At 69.6% G+C, this 18,389-nt stretch carries 15 protein-coding genes; 11 read left to right on the top strand and 4 right to left on the bottom strand.

From position 1 onward, the window contains the following. Positions 1-95 precede the first annotated feature (95 nt). Positions 96-959: a lysophospholipid acyltransferase family protein gene (locus ACWGCN_RS33225; protein ID WP_379312148.1), complete on the top strand. Its 864-nt coding sequence runs from the start codon at positions 96-98 to the stop codon at positions 957-959. A gap of 128 nt (positions 960-1,087) precedes the next feature. Further along, entirely contained in the window at positions 1,088-1,834 is a 747-nt protein-coding gene (locus tag ACWGCN_RS33220; protein ID WP_452459433.1) for a pirin family protein, read from the top strand. On the opposite strand, the gene lexA is transcribed toward ACWGCN_RS33220, so the two are convergent. Further along, the gene (gene lexA, locus ACWGCN_RS33215; RefSeq protein WP_379312155.1) at positions 1,831-2,469 is read right to left on the bottom strand and encodes a transcriptional repressor LexA; all 639 of its coding nucleotides are present in this window, start codon (positions 2,467-2,469) and stop codon (positions 1,831-1,833) included. The two genes, ACWGCN_RS33220 and lexA, sit on opposite strands and share 4 nt — an antisense overlap. A 306-nt stretch (positions 2,470-2,775) precedes the next feature. Here lexA and ACWGCN_RS33210 point away from each other — a divergent pair, with 306 nt between their 5' ends. From ACWGCN_RS33210 to nrdR, 3 genes are all read left to right on the top strand, one after another. Continuing rightward, positions 2,776-3,486 carry a hypothetical protein gene (locus ACWGCN_RS33210; RefSeq protein ID WP_452459432.1) on the top strand — a complete coding sequence of 237 codons (711 nt, stop codon included), beginning with the start codon at positions 2,776-2,778 and terminating at the stop codon, positions 3,484-3,486. 161 nt (positions 3,487-3,647) lie between these two features. Continuing rightward, positions 3,648-4,874: a hypothetical protein gene (locus ACWGCN_RS33205; protein WP_379312151.1), complete on the top strand. Its 1,227-nt coding sequence runs from the start codon at positions 3,648-3,650 to the stop codon at positions 4,872-4,874. A 57-nt stretch (positions 4,875-4,931) separates the two neighbouring features. After that, positions 4,932-5,396 (top strand): transcriptional regulator NrdR, encoded by a 465-nt coding sequence (gene nrdR / locus ACWGCN_RS33200; RefSeq protein ID WP_378626625.1) that lies wholly within the window; start codon positions 4,932-4,934, stop codon positions 5,394-5,396. Positions 5,397-5,430: 34 nt separating this feature from the next. Here the strand turns inward: nrdR and hrpA are convergent, their stop codons facing one another. Continuing rightward, positions 5,431-9,648: an ATP-dependent RNA helicase HrpA gene (hrpA, locus tag ACWGCN_RS33195; protein WP_452459431.1), complete on the bottom strand. Its 4,218-nt coding sequence runs from the start codon at positions 9,646-9,648 to the stop codon at positions 5,431-5,433. A gap of 257 nt (positions 9,649-9,905) precedes the next feature. Between hrpA and ACWGCN_RS33190 the strand changes: the two genes are divergently transcribed. From ACWGCN_RS33190 to ACWGCN_RS33175, 4 genes are all read left to right on the top strand, one after another. Next, entirely contained in the window at positions 9,906-10,547 is a 642-nt protein-coding gene (locus tag ACWGCN_RS33190; protein WP_452459430.1) for a Pr6Pr family membrane protein, read from the top strand. Positions 10,548-10,601: 54 nt separating this feature from the next. Then, positions 10,602-11,825 carry an aminotransferase family protein gene (locus ACWGCN_RS33185; protein ID WP_452459429.1) on the top strand — a complete coding sequence of 408 codons (1,224 nt, stop codon included), beginning with the start codon at positions 10,602-10,604 and terminating at the stop codon, positions 11,823-11,825. A gap of 103 nt (positions 11,826-11,928) precedes the next feature. After that, complete coding sequence (locus ACWGCN_RS33180; RefSeq protein WP_378988568.1) at positions 11,929-12,987, top strand: AAA family ATPase; 1,059 nt, start codon at positions 11,929-11,931, stop codon at positions 12,985-12,987. 2 nt (positions 12,988-12,989) lie between these two features. Further along, positions 12,990-14,810: a vWA domain-containing protein gene (locus ACWGCN_RS33175; RefSeq protein ID WP_452459428.1), complete on the top strand. Its 1,821-nt coding sequence runs from the start codon at positions 12,990-12,992 to the stop codon at positions 14,808-14,810. Positions 14,811-14,845: 35 nt separating this feature from the next. Here ACWGCN_RS33175 and ACWGCN_RS33170 read toward each other — a convergent pair whose 3' ends face one another. Then, positions 14,846-15,343: a GNAT family N-acetyltransferase gene (locus ACWGCN_RS33170; RefSeq protein ID WP_452459427.1), complete on the bottom strand. Its 498-nt coding sequence runs from the start codon at positions 15,341-15,343 to the stop codon at positions 14,846-14,848. A gap of 207 nt (positions 15,344-15,550) precedes the next feature. Here ACWGCN_RS33170 and ACWGCN_RS33165 point away from each other — a divergent pair, with 207 nt between their 5' ends. Together ACWGCN_RS33165 and ACWGCN_RS33160 are read left to right on the top strand one after the other, a co-directional pair. Beyond that, positions 15,551-16,159, top strand: coding sequence for a DUF5134 domain-containing protein (locus ACWGCN_RS33165; protein WP_378988574.1), 609 nt, complete (start codon positions 15,551-15,553; stop codon positions 16,157-16,159). 58 nt (positions 16,160-16,217) lie between these two features. Then, on the top strand, positions 16,218-17,582 hold the full coding sequence (locus ACWGCN_RS33160) for an RskA family anti-sigma factor (RefSeq protein ID WP_452459426.1): 1,365 nt from the start codon (positions 16,218-16,220) through the stop codon (positions 17,580-17,582). Here the strand turns inward: ACWGCN_RS33160 and ACWGCN_RS33155 are convergent. Next, on the bottom strand, positions 17,579-18,280 hold the full coding sequence (locus ACWGCN_RS33155) for a PhzF family phenazine biosynthesis protein (protein ID WP_452459425.1): 702 nt from the start codon (positions 18,278-18,280) through the stop codon (positions 17,579-17,581). The genes ACWGCN_RS33160 and ACWGCN_RS33155 overlap by 4 nt on opposite strands. Positions 18,281-18,389 lie beyond the last annotated feature (109 nt).

Below are 18,389 nucleotides of genomic sequence, written 5' to 3'. Positions count from 1 at the left end.
CAAATGTCGATGCGACACAGGGATTTTCGAACGCTATGGTCGAATATCGACAGCAGGAGGGTGTTATGTCGAACGACCATCAAGGTACGGAAAAAGTGACGGAGAACAGGGTTGCGGTGGGCGACCCTGTTCTCTCGGATGGGGCGCCGCTGAACCCGGCGCCGAGTGAATGGGACATCCGCGCGTTCGAAGCGGTGCTCGCGCCGCTGCGGGCGTGGACCAGTCCGAAGTTCTACGGTCTGGACAATATTCCGGCCGAAGGGCCGGTGCTGATCGTGGCCAACCACAATCTGCTCGGCGGGATCGACGCACCGCTGATCATGCCGGAGATCCTGCGCCAGCGCGGCAGGCTGGTGCGCGGTCTGGCCGAGCATGTGCTGATGGTGCCCGGCGTGCGGGATTTCCTGCATCATTTCGGTGCGGTGCGCGGTACCCGCTCGAACTGCCTGGCGCTGCTCGAGCGCGGGGAGGCGGTGGTGGTGTTCCCCGGCGGTGGCCGGGAGGCGATCCGCCGCAGCGGCGAGAAGTACGAGCTGAAGTGGGAGGGCCGCACCGGGTTCGCGCGGATGGCGATCCAGGCGGGGGTGCCGATCGTGCCGCTGGCGATGATCGGCATCGACGATGCCTACGACATCGTCGTCGACGGTCAGCACCCGGTGATGTCGCCGCTGCGCTGGACCTGCCGCCTGCTCGGGATCAATCCCGAGTTGAGCCCGCCGCTGGTCAAGGGAGTCGGCCCGACGCCGCTGCCCCGCCCGGAACGGTTCTACTTCTCGGCGGGTGCGCCGATCGACCCCACACCGTGGATGGACGCCGACGACATCGACGGTGCGTCCGCCGATCTGCGTGATGTGGTGCGCAAGGGCCTCGAGGAAGAACTGCAGTTCCTGTTCAACGAGCGCGACCGCGACAGCGGGCGCACGCTGGTCGGCCGCCTGCGCAACGCGCTGCCCTGGTGACCGCAACCGCCTGATCGGCTGGATCGGCGCCGCAGGGCAGACGCGCTCGTGCGGGTGCGGAATGCCCGCGGCGCCGATCTCGTTACCCCAGTTATGCGGACTAGGGTCCGGATAACGAGAGGGTGGCGATGATCGTGACGGAACAGGTCCAGGTCGTGCCCGGCGCCGACCGCAGGCGCGGGCGCAACGAATGGCTCGACTCGCGCCAGTCGTTCCCGGTCACCGGCAACTTCGTGCTCGAGGACTCCGCGCACGGGCTGCTGCTCGTGCACAACGAGGACATCGTCGACCCGGGCGAGGGCTTCGACACCCATCAGCACCGCGACACCGAGATCCTCACCTGGGTGCTGGAAGGCACCGTGGTGCATCAGGATTCGGCCGGACACTCGGGGGTGATCCGTCCCGGCCTCGCGCAGCGGATGAGCGCGGGCGCGGGCATCCTGCATTCGGAGCGCAACGGGGCGGGCTACCGGGAGACGGAGCGGCTGCACGTCGTGCAGATGTGGATCCCGCCGGACGCGACGGGCGTCGCCCCGAGCTACCAGGAACTCGATATCGAAGGTGACCTCGCCCGCAACGCGCTGGTGCCGGTGGCGTCCGGTATGGCGCGCCATCGCGGCGAGGCGGCGATCGGGATCGGTAACCGCCACGCTGCCTTCCACGTCGCGCGGCTGGACCCCGGCCAGGCGATCACCGTCCCCGATGCGCCCTACGGTCACGTCTTCCTCGCTCGTGGCACCGCCGACTACGAGGGCTACGGCACCCTGGAGCAGGGCGACGCCGTCCGCCTGACAGCGACCGGCGGCCACCGCGTCACCGCGGTGACCGCCGCCGAGTTGCTGATCTGGGAGATGACCGCGACCGCGCGCCGCTAGACCTTGCGGATGACGGTGACGACCTTGCCCAGGATTTGCGCGTCGTTGCCGGGGATCGGCTCGAAGTGCGGGTTGTGCGGCATCAGCCACACGTCCTTACCGCTGCGTTTGAAGGTCTTCACCGTGGCCTCGCCGTCGATCATCGCCGCGACGATGTCGCCACCCTCGGCGACGTTCTGCTGACGTACCACCACGAAGTCACCGTCGCAGATGGCCGCGTCGACCATCGACTGGCCGACGACCTTGAGCAGGAACAGTGATCCCTCGCCGACGAGTTCGCGCGGCAGCGGGAACACATCTTCCACGGCCTGCTCGGCCAGGATCGGGCCACCGGCGGCGATCCGGCCGAGGACCGGGACGAAGGTCGGAGTCGGGCGGCTCGGGTCGACCTCGTCGGTCTGCTGGGACAGCGTGGTGACCGAGCGAACCGCCTCGTCGAGTCCGCGGACATTCACCGCGCGCGGCCGGTTCGGGTCGCGACGGAGGTAGCCCTTGCGTTCGAGGGCGCGCAGTTGATGAGCCACCGAGGAGGTGGAGGTGAGGCCGACCGCGTCGCCGATCTCACGGATGCTGGGCGGGTAGCCCCGTTCGGTCACCGAGGAGCGGATGACATCGAGGACCGTGCGTTGACGCACGGTGAGATCCGTCCCGGATCCCGATGTGACGGTGCCGGTGCCGCTTTCGTCACCCGTGTCGTCTGTGTGGGTCACCGTGTCCCGCCCTTCCAGTTGTCGAATTCGCCATCTCGAGGCTAGTCGTGCCACGCCGAACTATCAAACATCTGTTCGAGCATGTCGGGCGTTTCGTGCTGACAGCGGCGCGGGGATCTGGTAGAAATCGAACATCAGTTCGTCGCACAGGTGTTCGAACGGCGGGAGGCATTGCCGCCTCACCAGTACTTTCTCGCAGCAGCGGAGCACACCACCCCGGAGGTTCTTCCGATGAGCACAGCAACCAGCGCCCTGCGTTCCACAGACCCCACCGCCGCCCCGGAGCCCGTGCTCCGCCGCCGCCGGTCCGCCCGCACCCCACGCCCTTTCGCCGTGGTTCGATCGGCGATGTCACGCTCGACGGGCATCGAACGCCAGGCCGTCGAAGCCCCGTCGACCGCGCCCATCGCAAGCCCCGCCTCGCCTCGCCCGGTCGCGACCGCGTCCGCGAGCGTGGCACGCAGTATCGTCCGCTCCGGCGAGTTGAGCCCACCCGCGAACGGCCTGCCCGCGACCGAAGCCGCCGACATCGTCCGCGTCCCCCGGCGGATCGAGCTCACCGACGCCGAACTCGATCTCGCCTTCGCCACCGTGCCCCGCAGCGCACCGGCGCGCCGTTCCCGTGAGGTCGTTCGCCCGCCGGCGGCGGATCGCGGCCCGCGGCACCGCGCGCCGCACAGCGATCTCGCGCTCTATGCCCGCGGTCCCGTGCGTACCGGCCGCGCGCGGGGCGTCCACCCGCTGCATCGAGTCGAGCAGGCCAAGGTCGGGTTCGCCGCGCTCGCCGTGACGGCGCTGGTGACCGCGCTGATCGTCGTCGCCTTTCTCGGGCTCGCCCACGTGCGCGCGGGTAGTTTCGCCGACCACGTCGACTCGACGACGCCCGGAATTTCGGAGCAGGCTGGGTTCGGGTCCGGAGCGGGGTCCGAGCCGGGGCGATGAGTCGAAAATCGCTGCGCGGAAGCATTTTCAGCGCGGGTTCCGGCAGTGTGCGAGATCATCTGTATCGACGAATCACACCCTGAAACTAGAACACGTTGCTACGGTGACGACCATCCTGAATCGGGGCGGGGGCCCCGGTCGAACCCGGATGCGAGGTCTCGGTGCGCCGCTGCTCGATCGCTCTACTGCTCGGTGTGGTGCTCGGTGCCCTACTGGCACCCGCCGCGCACGCGGCCCCCGGCTACACCGAGTACCTCGATCTCCCCGCGCTCAACGGTGTGGGCGAATACGGTGGCGGGCTGCACCCGGCGCTGCCCTCGGCGCAGCAACCCCTGCGGGACGCACTCACCCAGGCGCGCGACGACGGCATCGACCCCGCGCGGTACGCGACGCTGCTGCACCAGTACTGGCTCGTCGTCGCCACCGACAACGCCGCGATCGACCTCGAAGCCTGGGCGCCCGAGCGTGGCGTCGCGGCCAATTCCGCCACCTTCAGCCAGGTGTACGTGAACTACTTCCGCCTCGCCGCCACCCGCTCCGATCTCTACTGGGCGGGCATGGCGGGCATCGCGGGCGCGTCCTTCGCCGCCGGCTTCTTCGACGTCGGTGACGTCGCCGCCGGTGTGTCCGTGGGCGGAATCCACGAACTCGGCAATGCTGTCGCCGACCTGTTGCGTGCCACCCCGCCGGAACTGCTCGCCGGCGTCCCGGCCGATATCAGCGGTCTGGCCGCCCTCGGCCCTCGGCTGACCGCCGCCGACCTGGCCTGGTATCAGACCCGGCTGATGATCATGCAGAAGCACATCTTCATCGACCTGGTCCCGATGCACGAGGCCTATCTCGCCGACGGGATGGCGGGCATCGAGGAGATGTCCGCGGCCGGCCTGCTCGACGACGGCATGCGGACGGCCTGGGCCGGGATCGACGGCGGCACTGAAGCGGGTCGCGGCGACGCGCTGGTCGCGATGGCCGATCGGGAACAGAACCAGATCATCGCCGACCAGTGGGATGTGACCGCACGCGGTCGTGCCGGGATGGGTCGGGTGCTCACCTACGTCACCACGGTCGCGGGCAAGCCCGCCGTCCCCGGCACCCGCGCCCCCGGCGTGTACGCCCCGGTCACGGTGTGGTCGCCGATCGCCGCGGGGCGGCCGCTGGGTCTGCGGACGCCACTGCCCGCGTTCAACTGGGCCGACCGGGAGACCCGCTGGGACTACATCGCCGCCGACCTGCTGCCGCGTCATCTCGACCTCGCGACCGACGCGGCACGCGCGGTGACGGTGTATCGCGAACCGTTCACCGTCAAGCTCGACCGGGGCCGGATGCTCGCCCGGCTACCCGACATCATCGCGGACCTGGCCACGCAGTGGCAGGTTGTGCCATCCTGACCGGTATCCTGTCAAGAGCCATGGAATAGAAATGCGCATCGACGAAGGAACCCTCGGATGCATTGCCCGTATTGCCGACACCCCGACTCGCGCGTCGTCGACTCGCGGGAAGTCGAGGAGGGCACCGCGATCCGCCGCCGTCGTTCCTGCCCGAGCTGTGCGCGTCGATTCACCACCGTCGAGACCGCGATCCTGTCGGTGGTCAAGCGCAGTGGCGTGACCGAGCCGTTCAGCCGCGAGAAGGTGATCGTCGGTGTGCGCCGGGCCTGCCAGGGTCGTGAAGTCGACGACGACGCCCTGAACCTGCTCGCCCAGCAGGTCGAAGACGCGGTGCGCGCCAAGGGATCTCCCGAAGTGCCGAGCCACGAGGTCGGCCTCGCCATCCTCGGCCCCCTGCGCGACCTCGACGAGGTGGCCTACCTGCGTTTCGCCTCGGTGTACCGATCCTTCACCAGCGCAGCCGATTTCGAACGCGAGATCACCGAGATGCGTGCTGCGCGCGCGGTCGCCGCGACCGACTGATCCACGCCCCGGCGCCGCCTCGGCAGCGCATGTCTCAGCGCCGGATCGAGGTGATCGCCTTCTCGATGCGTTTGGCCGACACCGGATACGGCGTACCCAGCTTCTGGGCGAACAGGCTGACTCGCAGTTCCTCGATCATCCACCAGATCTCGGTGACGTCGCGGGCGTTCTTGCGCGCCGGGGGCAGCGCGGCGACGAGCTTGTCGTAGGCGGCGAGCATCCGGTCCACCTCGACCATCGCCTGCCGGTCGCGCACCGCCGAACCCGGCAGTGATTCCAGGCGCTGGGCCGCCGCGAGGAGGTAGCGCGGGAGTTCGCGCAGCCGCACCCGGCCCCACTCGGCGACGAAGCCGGGGAACAGGAGGTCGTCGAGCTGCTGACGCACGTCGCCGGCGATATCGGCTTCGAGGGTGTCGGCCAGCGCGGCACGCGCCTGCTGGGCGGCGGCCAGGACGGGCACGACAGTACGGATCAGCGCGACGACCGCCGTGGACAGTTGCGGGCGGACGGCGGCCACCAGTTTGTCGAACTCCTCCGGCGAGCGCACCGGGCCGCCTGCCTTGGCGATCAGTTCGTCGGCGGCGGCGATCCGGCAGTCCTCGACCAGCTTGTCCAGGGAACCGTCGGGGTTCTGGCTCAGCGCCAGCCGATCGCGGGCGGGCAATCCGGCGGTGACCGCCCGCGTCGAGGTGGGGATCGCGGCGAGCAGCAGGGTGCGTACGCCCGCTCGCATCGCGGCCGCCTGTTCGCCGGGCGAGCTCAGGACACGCACCGCGACGCCCTCGCCCTCGGGCACCAGTGCCGGGTACCCGGTCACGGTCTGGCCGGCGACTTCGCGGCTCACGGTCGGCGCGACCGAACCGAGCGACTCCGAGGTCCACACTGTCGCGGGCGCGCGCTCGGCACCGGCGGTCGCCCGCGCGACCGACGCCGAAACCTGATCGGCCAGTGTCGCTTTGAGCTGTTGCAGGCTCTTGTTCTTGGCCAGTACCTTGCCGCTCAGATCGACCGCGGCGAAGGTCATCCGCAGGTGATCGGGCAGTGCGGTGGGGGAGAGGTCGTCGGTGGTGATGGTGACCGCACCCAGCCGGGACAGTTCCCGTGCGAGCCCGGTGCGCAGCGGTTCGGCGCGCGGTGTCAGCCCGCGCAGGGCCGCCGACGCGAAGTCCGGCGCGGGAACGACCGCGCGCCGCAACGTTTTCGGCAGCGTTTTGATGAACGCGGCGGCCAGCTCCTCACGCATACCGGGCACCAGCCAGTCGAAGCCGACCGCCCGCACGTGCGCGAGTTGTTCCACCGGGATCCGCGCGGTGACGCCGTCGTCGTCCTGGCCCGGCTCGAACTGGTAGGTGAGCGGGAAGCTGAGTTCACCCTGGCGCCAGGCGTCGGGGAAATCGGTCGGGTCCAGGGTGGCGACACCGGCATTGACCACGGTGTCGGTCGAGAAGTCCAGCAGTGCGGGGTCATCGCGCTCGGCCTTGCGCCACCAGCTGTCGAAATGGCGCACCGACACGACATCGGCGGGGACGCGCTTGTCGTAGAATTCGAACAGCACTTCGTCGTCGACGAGGAGGTCGCGGCGCCGTGCCCGGTGTTCGAGGTCTGCCACATCGTCGATCAGGGCGCGATTGCGGGCGAAGAACCCGTGCCGTGTCTGCCATTCGCCCTGCACCAGGGCATGGCGCAGGAACAGTTCGCGCGACAGTTCCGGGTCGATGCGCCCGAAGTCGACGGGACGTCCGGTCACCAACGGCACGCCGTACAGTGTCGCGCGTTCGTAGGCACGCGCCGACCCGCGCTTGGCCGACCAATGCGGTTCGGAGTAGGTACGTTTCACCAGATCACCGGCGAGCCGTTCGGCCCACTCCGGCTCCACTTTCGCCGCGATCCGTCCCCACAGCCGCGAGGTCTCCACCAGTTCGGCCGCCATCACCCAGCGCGGCGCCTTCTTGGCCAGCGACGACCCGGGGAAGATCATGAACTTCGCATTGCGGGCCCCGAGGAACTCGCGCGATTCCGCCTCGCGCACGCCGATGTGCGAGAGCATGCCCGCCAGCAGCGACTGGTGGATCTGTGCGCTGGGCCACGGCATCGCGTCGTCGGCCGAATCCGAGGACCCGCCACCGGATTGCTGCCCACGCGTGGCTGTGTCACCGCCGCGTCGAGACCGTCCACCTGCCTGTCGCGAGTCGGTGCGCTTGGTATCGGCCCGACCGGCGGTGGCGTTCGTTTCGGCCGCATCGGCGCTCGGCTCAGCCACCGCGCGTTGGCTGTTCCCGCGTCCGCGGCCACGGCGTCCGCGACTGCCCTCGGAGCCGTCGGCACCGCCCGCAGTGGTGCGGGAGTCCGTCGGTCCTCGGCTCGTGCCCGCGTCGTTCCAGCCCATCCCGCGGGCGATGGTGCGCAACTGGCCGTGCAGGTCCTGCCACTCCCTGATGCGCAGGTAGTGCAGGAACTCGTCGCGGCACATCCGCCGGAACTGGTTGGACGACAGCGATTTGCGTTGCTCGGTGAGGTAGTCCCACAGCCTCAGGTAGGCCAGGAAGTCCGAGCCCTCGACGACGAAGCGCGCGTGCTGGGTGTCGGCCGCCTGCTGGTGCTCGACGGGTCGTTCGCGCACATCCTGGATCGACAGCGCCGCGACGATGATCAGCACCTCGTCGAGGCACCCGTTGCGCTGGGCCTCGACGAGCATGCGCGCCATCCGCGGATCCACCGGCAGCTGCGCCATCTCCCGCCCGATCGGCGTGAGTGTCAGATGCTTACCCGAATCAGTTTCGCCGTCAACAGATTTCGTGCTGCCGTGCGCCAGCGCGCCCAGTTCTTCGAGCAGGGCGATACCGTCGCGGATGGCCCGGCGGTCGGGGGCCTCCACGAACGGGAAACTCTCGATATCGCCCAGCCCCAGCGCCGTCATCTGCAGGATGACCGCGGCGAGGTTGGTGCGCAGGATCTCCGGCTCGGTGAACGCGGGCCGGGCCTCGAAATCGTCCTCGGAATACAGCCGGATACAGATGCCGTCCGCCACGCGCCCACAGCGACCCGATCGCTGCCGCGCCGAGGCCTGCGAGACCTCTTCGATCGGCAGGCGCTGCACCTTCGTCCGCATCGAATAGCGCGAGATGCGCGCGGTGCCGGGGTCGATCACGTAGCGGATACCGGGCACGGTCAGCGAGGTCTCGGCGACATTGGTGGCCAGCACCACCCGGCGACCGGTGTGCGGGGCGAACACCTTGTGCTGCTCGGCGGCCGACAGGCGCGCGTACAGCGGCACGATCTCGGTGCGGGGGAGTTTCAGGTCGCGCAAAGCGTCGGCGGTGTCGCGGATCTCGCGTTCGCCCGACAGGAACACCAGCACATCACCGTCGCCCTCGGCGAACAGTTCCACGACCCCGTCGGCGATGGCGTCGGTGGGGTCGCGGTCGACGACCCGGGTGTCCTCGTCGTCGTCGGAGCCGGGCAGTTCCAGCGACAGCGGCCGGTACCGCAACTCCACCGGATACGACCTGCCCGACACTTCCACGATCGGCGCGGGTGTGCCGTGCGCGTCGGCGAAATGGCGGGCGAACAGTTCGGGATCGATCGTGGCCGAGGTGATGATCACCTTGAGATCGGGCCGCTGCGGCAGCAGCTGCTTCAGATACCCGAGCAGGAAGTCGATATTGAGGCTGCGTTCGTGGGCCTCGTCGATGATGATCGTGTCGTAGCGGCGCAGCATCCGGTCGCGCTGGATCTCGGCGAGCAGGATGCCGTCGGTCATGAGTTTGACCAGCGTGCGATCCGAGGCCTGATCGGTGAAGCGGACGGTATAGCCGACCACGTCGCCGAGTTCGGTGCCCAGTTCCTCGGCGATGCGTTCGGCCACGGTGCGCGCGGCGAGCCTGCGCGGCTGGGTGTGACCGATGGTGCCGCGAATTCCGCGACCGAGTTCGAGGCAGATCTTCGGGATCTGGGTGGTCTTGCCCGAGCCCGTCTCACCGGCCACGATCACGACCTGGTTGGCGGCGATGGCGGCGGCGATGTCGTCGCGGCGCGCGGAAACCGGCAGTTGTTCGGGGTAGGTGATCTGCGGAAGCGCCGCGCGGCGATTGGCCACGCGGGTCTCGGCGGTGGCGATCTCGGCCTCGACGGCGGGCAGGTCGTCGGGGCGCGCACGGTCGAGCTTGCGCCGGAGCCGATGTTCATCGCGCAGCGAGACCTCCGCCAGGCGGGTGCGCAGCGCGCGGGTTCCGGTGCTAGCTGTCCTGGTCATTGCGCCTACCAGCCTAGCGAAGCCCGCCACCGGTTTTCCCGCGCGTCGCCCGCTCGCGCCGTCGCGGAGACCAACGACACACCACGACACCCGCCCGTCACCGTCCGCGCGTCCGGTCGGCACCGCGCGACGCGATGACCGTGCGCACACGAACTCCCGGTCAGCGGGGGTCCGTCATGCGAGGATCCGGGCATGAGCGGTCAGCGGGCACCTCGGGTCGCCAGGCGGGCCGCCCGACCATGCGAAAGGGGCACAGCATGAGCGTTTCGGTGCGAACGGCGTGGTGGATCAGGGCCTGTCGGCTCGGTTTCGGGCTGCTCGGAATCCTCGCCCTGGTCTGGATCCCGGTGCGGAACCTCGACTCGGCGACGTTCTCGCTCACGAACTATCTGAGCTACTTCACCATCGAGTCCAACATCTTGGCCGTGATCGTGCTGCTCGTCGGTGGCCTGATAGCGCCGCAGAGCCCGCGCTGGCAGATATTTCGCGGTGCGGTCACCCTGTACATGCTCATCACGATGGTCGTCTACGCGGTTCTGCTGGCCGATGTCGACGTGATGCTCACCGACAAGTGGATCAACGATGTCCTGCATCGCATCGTGCCGCTGGTCCTGCTGCTGGACTGGCTGTTCGTCGCGATGGCGCAACGCCTGCGTCCCAGCCTCGAGCTGATCGGCCTGTGGCTGATCTTCCCGGTCGCCTACGGCGTCTACAGCCTGATCCGCGGCCCGATCGTCGACTGGTACCCCTACCCGTTCATCGACCCACGGACGCAGGGATACGTGTCGCTGACGATCGGGTTGGTGGTGTTGCTGGTGGTGTTCGTCGTGCTCGCGGTCGCGATGGCCGGCTTGGGAGATCTGCCCGCTCGGTGGCGCGAACGCAAGTCAGCAGGCTGACCCGGCGGCGGGCCAGGTGCGCGCCTGTCGGCGCAGTGGGGTAAATGTGGAGCCATGAATGCGCTCTGGCATGGATTCGCCGATATGGGTGCCGTCGATCGTGACGGTGCGTTCGTTATCGCTCGCGGCGAGGGCGCCTACGTCTTCGACACCGCGGGCAAGCGGTACCTCGACGCCACCGCCGGGCTGTGGTTCGCCAATGTCGGACACGGCCGTGGCGAGATCGCCGACGCCGTCGCCGACCAGTTGCGCACCATCGCGCACTACTCCAACTTCGGCGACATCACCGAAGCGCCCACCCGGGAACTCGCCGAGAAACTCTCGTCGATCGCCCCTGTTCCCGGCAGCAAGATCTTCTTCACCTCCGGCGGCTCCGACTCGGTGGAGACCGCGGCGAAACTGGCCCGCCGCTACTGGCACGAGCAGGGCCGCACCGACAAGAAAATCCTGGTCGGGCGACGTCTGGCCTATCACGGCATGCATTACGCGAGCACCGCGCTCGGCGGTCTGGCGCCGAACAAGGAGGGCTACGGCGTGCTGGTGGACGACACCCGCACCGTCGAATGGAACGACGCGAAGTCCCTGCTCGCCCTGATCGAAGAGGTCGGCGCCGAGCGGATCGCCGCGTTCTTCTGCGAACCGATCATCGGCGCGGGCGGGGTGTACCCGCCGCCGCAGGGCTACCTGGCCGAGGTCCGCCAGATCTGCCGTGACCACGACATCCTGTTCGTCGCCGACGAGGTCGTCACCGGTTTCGGCCGCATCGGCGGTTCCTGGTTCGCCTCCACCCGCTTCGACCTGCAGCCCGATCTGATGACCACCGCCAAGGGCCTCACCTCCGGCTACCTCCCGATGGGCGCGGTCTTCATCGCTCCCCACCTGGCCGAGCCCTTCTTCGCCGGCGGCACCTGGTTCCGCCACGGCTACACCTACGGTGGCCACGCCGGCGCGGCCGCCGCGGCCCTGGCCAACCTCGCCATCGTCGAACGCGAGGGCCTCCTCGAGGAAGCCGCCCGCCTCGAATCCACCCTCCACACCGCGTTGGCGCCGTTGGCCGACCACCCCCGCGTCGCTGAGGTCCGCAGCGGACTCGGCGCGGTGGCGGCCGTGCAGCTCGCCGACCCGTCCGAGGGTCCCGCCCTGGTGAAAACCCTGCGCGAACACGGCATCTCGGGCCGGGCCGCCGGTGCGGGCGCCATGCAGATCTCGCCGTCGTTCGTCATGACCGACGCCCAGGTCGCCGAGCTCGCCGACGGATTCGCCCGCGCCCTGGGCTGATTCGGGAGTCGATCGACACCGGGCCCGTCGGCGAAACTCGCTGGCGGGCCCGGAGTCGTGCGGGCTAGCCTGCTCTGTTCTGATCGAACAGGGGAGGACCTGCGTGCAAGCATCGGTGACCGTGACACCGGACCAACTACCGGAATTGCTGCTGCATGTCGCGGTGGTGCGGCCGGTGTTCCTGTGGGGTGCGCCGGGAATCGGTAAGAGCTCGCTCGTGCGGACCTTTGCCGATTCGCTCGGCCTGGAGTGCGTCACGCTCCTCGGCACCCAGCTCGCCCCCGAAGACCTGATCGGTGTCCCGCAGATCGTCGATGATCGCAGCCGCTTCGCACCGCCGGAGCTGATCGCGCGACCGGAGCCCTACTGCCTGTTCCTCGACGAACTCAACGCCGCCTCACCGGAAGTGCAGAAGTCGTTCTACTCGCTGATCCTGGACCGCCGGATCGGGACCTACGAATTGCCCGCCGGTTCGGTGGTGATCGGCGCGGGCAATCGCGCCACCGACAACGCGCTCGCCCGGCCGATGGCCTCGGCACTGGTCAACCGGATGGTGCACCTGCACCTGCGCGCCGATGTCGACGACTGGCTGCAGTGGGCCACCACCCACGACATTCACCCCTGGATCATCCGCTACCTCACCCAGCGCCCCGATCACCTGTGGTCGGCGCCGCCCAAAACCGAGGCACCCTTCTCCACGCCGCGCGGCTGGCACATGCTCTCCGACGCCCTGCACTCCTGCGGCGACGACATCGACGACACGACCCTGCAGGTCCTCGCCGCGGGCACGCTCACCCTCGGCCACGGTTCCGGCTTCCGCGCCTTCGTGAAAACGATTCGCCACGCCTACGACCTGGACGCGGTGCTCAAGGGTGACGCCGGGTGGCCGCGTGACCCGGCCGACCGTGACCTGCTCTATTTCCTGTCCGAGACGATGCGCGTCCGGTTGATCAAAGATCTCCCCGGCGACCGCGCGCACACCTCGCCGACGGTGCAGCGCTTCGTGATGCGCGCCAAGTCGCTGCTGGTGGAACTCGCCGAGATCTCGGTGGAGTGCGCGCAACTGGTGATCGCCTCCGATGCCGAGGGGATGCCGGTACTGCCGTCGTGGTTCCTCATCGAGGTGTCGCGGGATCTGCCGCGCCTGGCCGCGCGGCGCTGAGCATGGCACGCAAGCGGCGCACGGTCGCGGATCCGTGGCAGCAGGCGGTCGACGACGGCTGGAAGGCGGCATGCGCCCACCCGGCGTTGCGGCCGCTGGCCACCCAGCTGTACCGCCTCGACGAGCGGACTCCTCGTGCGGTGTGGGCGCGGCTGAGCGGCAGCTACGTGGGCTATCACCCGAAACGCCGTGCCACCGCACAGGAATGGGCATGGATGTTCGCGCATTGCCTGCTCCACGCCGGATTCGGTCACCTCGATCCGCGAAACACGGTGCCCGCCAACATCACCGGCCTCGACCCGGGAGACCCCGAGGGCCGGCGCGACGTGCGCGCACCGCATCCGGCCTACCGCGCGGCGTGCTGCGCCGCCGTCGACACCTACCTGACGACGATGAAGATCGGCACCTGCCCCACCGACATCCCGCCGACGCCCGAGTTGGCCGACGAGCACGCTGCCGCAGCCCGGTGGCGCGATACGGCAGTGCCGGATGCCTTCGCGCGCACCGGGTTCGCCGACTTCCTGCTCACCTCGGCCGAGACCGCGAAACGCGTCGACAACCCCGCCCGGTTCGCGCGGGGTATCGCGGCCGCTGCCCGTGCGGCGCTGGCCACCGCGGGCGGCGAGCGCACCGCCGACGGCGTACTGCGCCACCGCACCCCGTGGGACAGCGCGCTCGGTTGGTTCGTATCGTCGTTTCCGTTGCTCGGGGCCCTCGCCGCGGGCATGACCGTCGTCGCCGACGCGGAACTGGCACGCAGCTGGAATATTTCGATCGCCGCGGTGAATGCCGAAGCCGCCGAGATCTACGTCAACCCGCTGATCGGATTCGGTGAGGAGCAGTGGCGGTTCGTGCTCGCCCACGAAATGCTGCATGCCGCACTGCGTCACGGCGAACGCGCCGACTGGCGCGACCGCTACCTGTTCAATATCGCCTGCGACTATGTGGTCAACGGCTGGCTGGTCGAGATGAATGTCGGTCAGATGCCGGAGGGTCTGCTCTACGACCCGGCGCTGAAAGGCTGTTCCGCCGAGGAGATCTACGACCGGATCGCCGTCGACCTGCGCAGGCTCCGCAAACTCGCCACCCTGCGCGGACGTGGCCTCGGCGATGTCCTCGGTGAACCGCTGGCCCACTCCGGCAGCGCGGGCCGTTACGTCGACCTCGACGAGTACTACCGCAGCGCGCTGATGACGGGGTTGGCGTACCACACCGGCGCCGGCCGCGGATATGTCCCGGCCGCGCTGGAACAGGCGATCCGCGCGCTCGACCAGCCACCGCTGCCGTGGGATGCGCAGCTGGCCCAGTGGTTCGACGAACACGTTCCCACCATCGACAAGCGGCGCAGTTATGCTCGCGCCTCCCGCCGACAGGCCTCGACACCCGACATCCCGCGACCGGCGTGGGTGCGCCCCGAGGAGAACGTGCGGTTGCCGACCTTCGGGGTAGTCCTCGATACGTCGGGTTCGATGGACGTAACCCTGCTCGGCAAAGGGCTCGGCGCGATCGCGTCCTACGCGCTGGCCCGAGACGTGCCACGAGCCAGAGTCGTCTACTGCGATGCGGCCGCCTACGACGCGGGCTACCTGCCGGTGGAGGAGATCGCCGCCGGCGTGCGGGTGCGCGGTCGCGGCGGCACGATCCTGCAGCCCGGCATCCGCCTGCTCGAACGAGCCGAGGACTTCCCGGTCGACGGCCCGATTCTGGTGATCACCGACGGGCAGTGCGACGCGGTACGGATCCGCCGCGAACATGCGTTCCTCGTCCCCGCGGGCGCTTGCCTACCGTTCGCCCCCCGGGCCCCGGTCTTCCGCCTGCGCTGAGCCGACAGCGTGGCGTAGCCGACGCCGATCCGGGATCAGCGAGGATCGAGCCGCAGGGTGAAGAAGCGGCTCAGCGGGTCGATGGAGTAGCTGCCGAACGGGCCGCATTCAGCGAACCCGTGGCGCAGATACAGGCGGCGGGCCGGGGCGAAGAAGTCTTCGGCGCCGGTTTCCAGGCTCAGCCGCCGGTACCCGCGTTCCCGGCTCACCGCGACCAGGTGGGCGAGCACGGCGGCGGCCACACCGCGGCCGGTATGCCCGTCGGCGGTGCGCATGGACTTGATCTCGGCGTGCTCGGCGTCGAGTTCCTTCAGCGCGCCGCACCCGACGAGGTCCTCGCCGGACCACGCGCTCCACACCGTGACCGCGGGATCGCGCAGGGCGGCGAGGTCGAGGGCGTGCATGCTGCAGGCGGGGGTGGTGTCCGCCATTTCCGCGTGGTGGGCGGCCAGCAGGCCCCGGATTTCCGCGCCGGTGAGATCATCGGCCACCACGCGAAGCTGGTCGACCGCAGCAGTCGGGTTATCGGTCATAAGTCCAGTTTGCCGATCGATGCCGCGGCCCATCGATCCGGGTCGGCCACGGTGGCAGTGAGCTCGCCGTGCTGAGCGAGCGGTGCCGAGGGCACGGCGCGAGGGCCTCGCGGTGGTGTCCGCTTCCACGAGGCATCTGGACGAGGCGCGCCCCGACCGCGGAAAACGCCCCGGGGCACCAGCACGGGTGCGAGCATGGTGACGCGGGTGTCGACTCGAAAGTGGTGGGGTGTGGCCGATTTCGTGCAGCAGTATGCGTTCGTGCGGTGGCCGGTGGTCGCCGCGTTCGTCCTGGCATCGCTGATCGTGGCGACCCGGCTGACCGGGCGAACCCGGTCGGCGCACCGGATCGATACCGCCTCCGACAGCGCGCACCTGCTCATGTGCCTGGTGATGTTGGCCATGCTGGTGTTCCCCGCCGCGACCGACCCGCACGCGATGCGCGCGATACTCACCGCCCTCACCGTGGCGTTCGCGATCCTGCTCGCCGAACGTGTCATGGAGTGGCGCACCGGTTCGGCACCCGACGGTGTGTTGGCGCTGGGCTATCACACCCTCGCGGCTGCGGCGATGTTGTACGCGATGGCCGGGCACGGGGCCGTGCACGACCCCGGTGGGGCGCGCTGGCCCGCCGTCGGGCTGGCGGTGCTGTTCGGCCTCGACGCGCTGCTCGTCCTCGGTACGGCCGGTCACCGGTCACGCTGGCACCGCGTCGTTCATCCCGCCGGTTCCCACCCGCTGACCTCGGCGCTGGTGCCCCATGTGGTGATGGACATCGGGACCGCGTTCATGCTGATCGCCGCGATCGGCCGGTGAATACCGATCCACAACCGCTCGCGCTGCGAATTGCCTTAGTGCGGGCAGGAATTCGACGATGAGTGGGCAGCGCGGTCCCCAACCGCCGCCGGGGTCGCGCGGCGCCGGTCCGCGGATACCCCCGATCGTGGCCGGTGCCGACGATCGCGAGGAGATGCGCGCGCTCTACCGCGCCACCGGCGCCGCCGCATTCGGGCTGGCCCTGCGGGTGCTGCACCGCCGCGGTGCCGCCGAAGATGTGGTCCGCGAAGGCTATCGACGGGCGAGATCGGCGCAGTGGATCGCCGACGAGGACGACGCCGGCCGGGAACCCGATTTCGCCGCCGCGGAATCCGGGGACGACCACACCGAGCCAGCTCCGCTGTCGCGTCCCGGGCCGGACCTCGGGACGCCGTGGGGGCGTTCGGCGTTCGTCGCGACCGAACAGCGATCCGACCTGGCCCCCCACACCTACGGTGCGATGGATGTCGCCTTCGGTCGCGGCGCCGTCTACTCCCACGAGGGTTCCCGCCTGCCCGACCGCGCGAGCACCGAGGCAGGCTCTCGCTCCGAGACCCCGGATCGCCTCGGCACGGACCACCCGGACCGACGCCACCAGGGCACAGACGACGCAGTCCATGGTCTGCCCGGCTCCCACGCGGACCACCCATCCGAGGTCACCGAGCCGGGCAACACCGGTACCGACCGTCTGAACGCCGACCACGCCTTCGGTCACATCGATGTCGATCGGTCGGGCGCGGTCGGCATCGACACCGAACGTCTCGGGACGGATCGTTTCGGCGCGCCCTCCCGGATCGCCCACGACGGCCCGGCCTTCACCCCCGACCAATCCTGGCTGCTGGCCCAGATCCATCGTCTCGCGGTTCAGCGCGCGCGTCTGGACCGCCGCGGCGGCGACGACATGCCGTGGCTGGCGGCCGCGGCCAGACTCGGGTTCGACGACCCCCTCGACAGCCACTGCGAGATCTTCGTCCTCGCCTACTACGGCGGCCGCACCTACCGCGCCATCGGCCGTGAACTGGGCCTGCGGGTACCGATGGTGACAAGGCTGCTGGGCGAGGGCATCGAACGGCTCGCCGAACAGCGGATCCCCCGGTGGACGGCCAGGCAGTCGTGGTGCCCGCCCGGCTCGGTACTGTCCCTGGCCGACGCCTACGCGCTCGACGCGGTCGCCGAACTCGAACACCACCACATCGAGAACAGGCTCACCGCCACCACCCCGAACAGTCTGTCGCAGTTCGCCACCCGCGTGCGCGGTGTGCACGAAGTGCTCGCGCTGCTGGCCGCCGACGACCAGCACACCCCGCCCCGCGCGCTCGAAACCCGCATCCTCGCCGACCTGGGCGCCGCGCCACAGCGACGCGGCCAGTGGGTGGCCAGACCGCCCTGGTTGCGCCGCTTCGGCGGTCAACCGGAGAGTTAGAGCACCACCACGTGGTCTTCGGCGACCCGTCCGCCGAGGCGAACCCACCCGTCGGAGTCCCACTCGGTGTAGAGCTGCGAGCCCTGCCCCTGGGTGATGATCAGCCCGCGGCGCAACTGGGCGGTGAGCGCGACCGCCGCCGCCCCGGTCGCCTCGTCCTCGGCGATGCCCATGGCGGGCGCGAACATCCTGGCGCGCAGCGCGCCACGTGACTCGTCGGTCCAGGCCCAGAAGAAATGCTGGCCGTCGGTGAAGTCGACGGGGGCCAAGGCTGCCAGCTCCTGCACCGAATCCAGTTGCTGGAAGGCGAACTTCGGTGCCCACTCGGCGCGCGCGGTGATCCAGGTCAGACCGTCGGTTCGGTTGACGGCCACGGGCCCCGCGGGCACCCGCAAGGTGTGCACCGGCGTGCGTTGTACGTCGAGCCACCACGCGGTGCCGACGGTGGGATGCCCGGCGAAGGGCAACTCGACGGCCGGGGTGTAGATGCGGACGTCGGCGATGCCGTCGACCGGATCGGAGACGACCGTGGTTTCGCTGAACCCCAGCCGTGCCGCCAGTTCCTGCTTGTCGAGGGCGACGACGTCGCCCGCGCGGGCGATGCCGAGCGCGTTGCCGAGGTTTCCGGCCGGATCGGTGAACACTCGGACGACCTCGACCTGGATGTTCGGGGCATCGGGCACATCATGTGCGTTCATGATCGCGAGCCTACCGGGCCGCTGTGCGAGGCCCACTGACCCGCGAGCCCCCCGGACACGTCCGCTCCCAGCACGGCAGCGGCCCCGATCCGGAATCCGGATCGGGGCC

It is taken from the genome of Nocardia sp. NPDC055050, assembly GCF_053608345.1.
The sequence above is the reverse complement of the archived record's forward strand: the minus strand, read 5'-3'. Positions and strand labels throughout refer to the sequence as shown.